This is a genomic window from Pseudoalteromonas sp. SR43-3 (assembly GCF_014163875.1).
Lineage (GTDB): Bacteria > Pseudomonadota > Gammaproteobacteria > Enterobacterales > Alteromonadaceae > Pseudoalteromonas > Pseudoalteromonas distincta.
Genome location: NZ_JACJEC010000030.1, coordinates 24,326 through 30,851 on the forward strand (window position 1 = coordinate 24,326; position 6,526 = coordinate 30,851).

At 42.5% G+C, this 6,526-nt stretch carries 5 protein-coding genes and 1 pseudogene; 5 read left to right on the forward strand and 1 reads right to left on the reverse strand.

Annotated features, from left to right (window positions below):
* Position 1 precedes the first annotated feature (1 nt).
* From ispG to der, 5 genes are all read left to right on the forward strand, one after another.
* Entirely contained in the window at positions 2-1,120 is a 1,119-nt protein-coding gene (gene ispG, locus H5088_RS19475) for a flavodoxin-dependent (E)-4-hydroxy-3-methylbut-2-enyl-diphosphate synthase (RefSeq protein WP_002961295.1), read from the forward strand.
* A gap of 136 nt (positions 1,121-1,256) precedes the next feature.
* On the forward strand, positions 1,257-2,537 hold the full coding sequence (gene hisS / locus H5088_RS19480; protein WP_008168943.1) for a histidine--tRNA ligase: 1,281 nt from the start codon (positions 1,257-1,259) through the stop codon (positions 2,535-2,537).
* A 19-nt stretch (positions 2,538-2,556) separates the two neighbouring features.
* Positions 2,557-3,177, forward strand: a complete 621-nt coding sequence (locus H5088_RS19485; RefSeq protein WP_002961300.1) for a tetratricopeptide repeat protein — start codon at positions 2,557-2,559, stop codon at positions 3,175-3,177.
* A gap of 10 nt (positions 3,178-3,187) precedes the next feature.
* Positions 3,188-4,366, forward strand: a complete 1,179-nt coding sequence (bamB, locus tag H5088_RS19490) for an outer membrane protein assembly factor BamB (RefSeq protein ID WP_182754314.1) — start codon at positions 3,188-3,190, stop codon at positions 4,364-4,366.
* 93 nt (positions 4,367-4,459) lie between these two features.
* Positions 4,460-5,926: a ribosome biogenesis GTPase Der gene (der, locus tag H5088_RS19495; RefSeq protein ID WP_024597862.1), complete on the forward strand. Its 1,467-nt coding sequence runs from the start codon at positions 4,460-4,462 to the stop codon at positions 5,924-5,926.
* Between the two features lie 60 nt (positions 5,927-5,986).
* Here the strand turns inward: der and H5088_RS19500 are convergent.
* Positions 5,987-6,268: pseudogene (locus H5088_RS19500) on the reverse strand (zf-TFIIB domain-containing protein); the annotation flags it as partial.
* Between the last annotated feature and the right edge of the window lie 258 nt (positions 6,269-6,526).

The window sequence follows — 6,526 nt, forward strand, 5'->3', positions numbered from 1 at the left end:
TATGTTTTCAGAATCCCCAATTAAACGCAGAAAATCCACCCGTATCAATGTAGGTAACGTCCCTATTGGTGACGGCGCCCCTATTGCTGTGCAATCAATGACCAACACCGACACCATGGATGTTGATGCAACCGTTGCACAAATTCAGGCAATACAAGATGCCGGTGCCGACATAGTGCGTGTATCAGTACCGACTATGGACGCAGCTGAAGCGTTTAAAAGTATTAAAGAACAAGTGACTATTCCGCTAGTAGCCGATATTCACTTTGATTACCGTATAGCCTTAAAAGTGGCAAAGTACGGCGTAGATTGTCTGCGCATAAACCCAGGTAATATAGGTAGCGAAGAGCGTATAAGAGCTGTGGTCGATTCTGCTCGCGAGCATAACATACCTATTCGTATTGGTGTAAATGGCGGCTCACTTGAGCGCGACTTACAAGAAAAATATGGCGAGCCTACACCTGAAGCCTTATTAGAATCAGCAATGCGCCATGTAGATATATTACGCCGCCTTGATTTTGACCAATTTAAAATATCGGTAAAAGCATCAGACGTATTTTTAGCGGTAGGCGCCTATCGCTTACTCGCTAAAGAAATAGACCAACCACTGCATTTGGGTATTACCGAAGCGGGCGGCATGCGATCTGGCTCGGTTAAATCAGCCGTAGGTTTAGGTATGCTACTTGCCGAAGGTATTGGCGATACACTGCGAGTGTCGCTTGCAGCTGACCCTGTTCAAGAAATTAAAGTAGGTTTTGATATTTTAAAATCGCTGCGCATACGTTCGCGCGGTATTAACTTTATTGCCTGCCCAAGCTGTTCTCGTCAAGAGTTTGATGTAGTAAGCACCATGAACCAGCTAGAAGAGCGCCTTGAAGATATTATTGAGCCTGTATCGGTTTCGGTAATTGGTTGTGTTGTAAACGGCCCAGGTGAAGCCCTTGTGAGTGATATTGGCCTTGCCGGTGCAAACCGTCGCTCTGGCTTATATATTAATGGCGAACGCCAAAAAGCGCGCATTGATAACAACAACATTGTTGACCAGCTTGAAGGCTACGTGCGCGACTTCATTGCTCAAAAAGAGCAGCAAACACCTATCGATATTAAAATAGTCGAATAAATACCGTATAAAGCGCCAAACAGCGGTGTTTGGCGTTTACCTTTATGACCAGAACGCTATAATAGCGGGTCAATTTTTAGCATTCTTGTTGTGTAAGCATTTTTTATTACACATAAACAGCATTTAGGATTTATCAGTGGCAAAACAAATTCAGGCAGTTCGCGGTATGAACGATTGTCTGCCGGGCGATACACAAGTTTGGCAGAAAGTAGAAAGCATTTTACGCGAGACAGTAGCATCGTTCGGTTATCAAGAAATTCGTTTTCCTATTGTAGAATCAACCGACTTATTTAAACGCTCTATTGGTGAAGTTACCGATATAGTAGAAAAAGAAATGTACACCTTTGCCGATCGCAATGGCGACTTATTAACACTTCGCCCAGAAGGCACCGCAGTATGCGTACGTGCTGGCAATCAAAATGGCTTACTATATAACCAAGAACAACGCCTTTGGTACATGGGTCCAATGTTTCGTCACGAACGACCTCAAAAAGGTCGTTACCGTCAGTTTCACCAATTTGGTTTAGAAACATTTGGTATTGCCACAGCCGACATAGACGCAGAAGTTATTTTATTAACAGCGCAACTATGGGAAGCCTTTGGTATTACTGACCACGTTCGTTTAGAGTTAAATTCTTTAGGGTCTAACGAAGCGCGTGCAGATTACCGTGATGCGTTAGTAGCCTACCTTGAGCAACACATTGATGTGCTTGATGAAGACTCAAAACGGCGTATGTATTCAAACCCATTACGCGTACTTGATAGCAAAAACCCAGACGTACAAGCAATTTTAACTGATGCGCCTAAACTATCTGAAAACTTAGACGCTGAATCAAAAGAACATTTTGAAAATTTATGTGAACGTTTAGACGCTGCTGGCGTCTCATATACGGTTAATGAAAAGTTAGTACGTGGTTTAGACTACTACAATCGCACCGTATTTGAATGGGTAACCGACAGCTTAGGCGCACAAGGCACTGTATGTGCTGGCGGTCGTTACGACGGCTTAGTTGAACAGCTTGGCGGCAAAGCAACCCCAGCAGTTGGTTTTGCAATGGGTCTAGAGCGCTTAGTGTTATTACTACAAGCGCTTGAGTGTGTAGGTGACATTCGTCGTAATGCTGATGTATATTTAGCAGCAATGGGCGACAAAGCAAGCATTCAAGCTCCTGCAATTGCAGCGCAACTACGTAAAGACGTACCAGGTTTACGCGTTATGGTGCATGCGGGCGGCGGCAACTTTAAAAAACAATTAAAACGTGCTGATAAAAGCGATGCACTTGTTGCAGTGATTATTGGTGAAGATGAATTAGAAAAAGGCGTTGTGACCATCAAGTATTTACGCGAGCGTAAAGAACAAGTCACATTAGAATTAGAACAAGCTAAAGCGCTATTAGCTGAGCTTATTAACGGCTAAGCGAACATTAGAGGTAAGAATGGATATTTATTCAACAGAAGAACAACAAGCAGAAGCCATTAAACGCTTTTTCCGTGAAAACGGCATTTCACTTGCACTAGGCATACTTGTTGGCCTTGGTGGCTTATATGGCTGGAAAGCATATAACCAAAACCAAATTACTACCGCTGAAAAAGCATCAGATTCATATACAGCGCTTGTTGAAAGTGATGATGTATTATCTTCAGCTGATGCGTTTATTAGCGAAAATAAAGATACAAACTACGCAACACTTGCTGCATTTGTTGCTGCAAAAGACGCTGTAGAAGCAAAAAAATTAGACGTAGCAAGCGAAAAGCTAAGCTGGATAGTGTCTAATACTGAAAATACAGAATTAAAAGCAATTGCGATTACACGTTTAGCGCGAATTCAAATTGCACAAACTAACTATGACGACGCATTAACTACATTAAATGCACCATTACCTGAAGCATTCAATGCAAACGTTGCCGAGCTTAAAGGCGACATTTACACACAGCAAGGTAACAAAGATCAAGCACGTACTGCATACCAAGCAGCAATAGATGCGGGTGGATTAACAAGTAACCCACTATTACAAATTAAGTTAGATGACCTAGCAGTAACTAGCCCAGCGGCATAAGGTTTTAGGCATGAAAAAATTTACAACAGCAGCCCTTGCCCTATGTATGGCAACACTGATGGGTTGTTCATCAAGTGATGATGAAGATGAACTAGTACTTCCTGAAATTGTAAACCAATTTGAAACTGACGTTGTTTGGCAAGAATCTGTAGGTGATGGCGTAGAGCATTACTTTTCTCGTTTAACACCAGCTGTTTACAAAGATACTGTATATGTTGCTAGCCGCGAAGGCCAAGTAGAAGCGCTTTCGCTTACTAACGGCGATACCAAGTGGGAAACCGATGTACGCCAAGATTTATCGTTTTGGCCATGGGCTGACAACGGTAATGCAAAATTATCAGGTGGTATTTTGCAAGCCTATGGTAAAATTTATATAGGTTCTGAACACGGCTTTATTATTGCTCTTGATCGCGAAACCGGTGAAGAAGTTTGGCGTAAGAATGTACCAGGCGAATCACTGTCTAAACCGACAGCAGGCGATGGCTTAATATTTGTAAATTTAGGCTCTGGTAAATTGTTAGCCCTTCACCCAGATACGGGCGAAGAGCGTTGGAGTTTTGAACAAGAAGTTCCACCACTAACATTACGCGGACAAAGCTCGCCAACTGTTGCTAACGGTGGTGTATTAGTAGGCCTTGAAACAGGCAAGCTAAGCGTTTTAATTTCAGACAGTGGTTACTCAGCATGGAGCGCAGAAATTGCGGTTGCTAAAGGCGCATCAGAATTTGAACGCCTAGTTGACGTAGACACTCAACCACTTATTAGCGGTCCATACGCTTACGCTATAGCTTACAACGGCAACTTAGCTGCTGTAGATATTCGCTCTGGCAACGTAGTGTGGAAACGTGAGTACAGCAGCTACCGCGAAATTGCGATGGATGCACAAACAATTTATTTAGTAGATAGCGATGGTGTTATTTACGCATTAGATAAAAATTCAGGTATTGAACGTTGGAGCCAACCCGCTCTACGTGGTTGGTACCTAACAGGCCCTGCAGTTGCAGGTAGCCACTTAGCTTTAGGCGACCAAGAAGGTAACCTACATTGGCTAAATAAAGAAACTGGCGAGCTAGTATCTCGAAAAGACTTTGACAGCTCAGGCTTTTTTGTTGAGCCAGTTGTTGCCGACGATAAGCTAATTTTATACACCCGTGATGGTGAAGTTAGTATGGTAAAAATACCAAACTAACTGACTGCTATTAGTATAACCTGCTAATAGTTAATTGTTTTTTGTAAGGCTTCGCACTGCGAAGCCTTTTGTTGTTTTTTAAAGAGGTAGTTTATGCTTCCCGTGATCGCTCTAGTTGGGCGACCCAATGTGGGCAAGTCCACATTATTTAACCGTTTAACACGTACTCGTGATGCACTCGTAGCCGATTTTCCAGGTTTAACACGAGATAGAAAATATGGCCAAGCTAGTTACGATGGCTATGAATTTATCGTGGTAGACACGGGCGGTATTGATGGCTCAGAAGAAGGCATCGAAATCGAAATGGCAGATCAATCTCTGCTAGCCATTGAAGAAGCCGACATTGTTCTGTTTTTAGTAGATGCTCGTGTAGGTATGACCGTAGCTGACCAAGCCATTGCTAATCACTTGCGTAAACAAGAGAAAAAGTGCTTTGTTGTTGCCAATAAAACCGACGGCATTGATGCAGATTCAAACTGTGCTGAATTTTACCAATTATCATTAGGTGAAATACATCACATTGCAGCTGCACATGGCCGTGGTATTACCCTATTACTTGAACAAACACTTCAGCCGCTTATTGCTGAACTAGCTGCTCAAGATGAAGAAGTAACAGGTGATGACGAAGAATTAATCGACCTTTACGAAGAAGGCGAAGGTGATGATACCGATCATCAAGCGTTTGCAGACAAACCTGTAAAGCTTGCTATTATTGGTCGCCCTAACGTTGGTAAGTCAACACTTACAAACCGTATATTGGGTGAAGATCGTGTAATTGTATATGATATGCCAGGTACAACGCGCGATTCTATTTATATTCCAATGACGCGTAACGACAAAGAGTATGTGTTAATTGACACAGCCGGTGTTCGTAAGCGTAAAAAAGTAAGTGACGTAGTTGAAAAGTTCTCAGTAATTAAAACATTACAAGCAATCGAAGATTGTAACGTGGTTTTACTTGTTGTGGATGCGCGCGATGGTATTTCTGATCAAGACTTAAGCTTATTAGGTTTTGCGCTTAACTCAGGTCGTTCGCTGGTTATTGCCGTTAATAAATGGGATGGCCTTGACGACTACGTAAAAGATCGTATTAAAACAGAGCTTGATCGCCGTTTAGGCTTTATTGACTTTGCACGCTTACACTTTATATCTGCACTTCACGGTACAGGTGTTGGTCATTTATTTGAATCGGTTGATGAAGCGTACGAGTCAGCAACTAAGCGTATTAGCACCGCAATGCTTCGCCGTATTATGGATATGGCTCAAGCCGATCACCAACCGCCACTTGTTCGTGGTCGTCGTGTTAAGCTTAAATATGCGCATGCCGGTGGTTATAACCCGCCACGTATTGTAATTCATGGTAACCAAGTTCACGATTTACCAGATAGCTACAAACGCTACCTGATGAACTACTACCGTAAAGCACTTAAAATTATGGGCACCCCAATCAAAATTGAATTTAGAGAAGGTGATAACCCATTTGCAGGGCGTACTAATAAAGTAACGCTTTCGCAAAAACGTAAAATACGTGCATTTGCAAAAGAAAACCGTAATAAATAAACTGCATAAGCGTTAATTTATTACAAAAAAACGGCGTACTTTTTAGTACGCCGTTTTTTATTACTGAAAATTAAGTAATGCTAATTGCACCAGCCGTTCAACTGTCGTGTCTTGAACATTTTTAGGCGCTCTGGGGTAATACTTTGATTTTGGCGGCTTAATAGTTATAAACCCATGATTGGTTGCCATTTCGTGGGCTAACAGCTTTCGCTCTCGGGGGGTTAAATGGTTTTCGTGTATTTTTGCCAGCTCGCCGCTATCAAGCCATATGCCTGCACAACCTGGGCATTCGTCTATTTCAACCACTTTGAGCGGCGAAAAATACCGGCGCATCATCACAATATCTAGGGTCTGTTGATCTTTCAAGGTTAAATTTGCAGCAGCCTGTTTGGTATTTAGGCAAGGCAGAGCCTATTTAGTGTGGTTATTCCCCATAAATAGGCGATAACGTAGCATTAATGCCAAACAGGCGCTACCCAAAGGGCTGACGAATCCCCAAAACGTGACAGGCACAGCAATTTATGATCTTATGTAAATCACCACAACCCACATAAGTCACAACTGCTATGCCTGAGACATCAGTTTGCCATAAGTACTTTA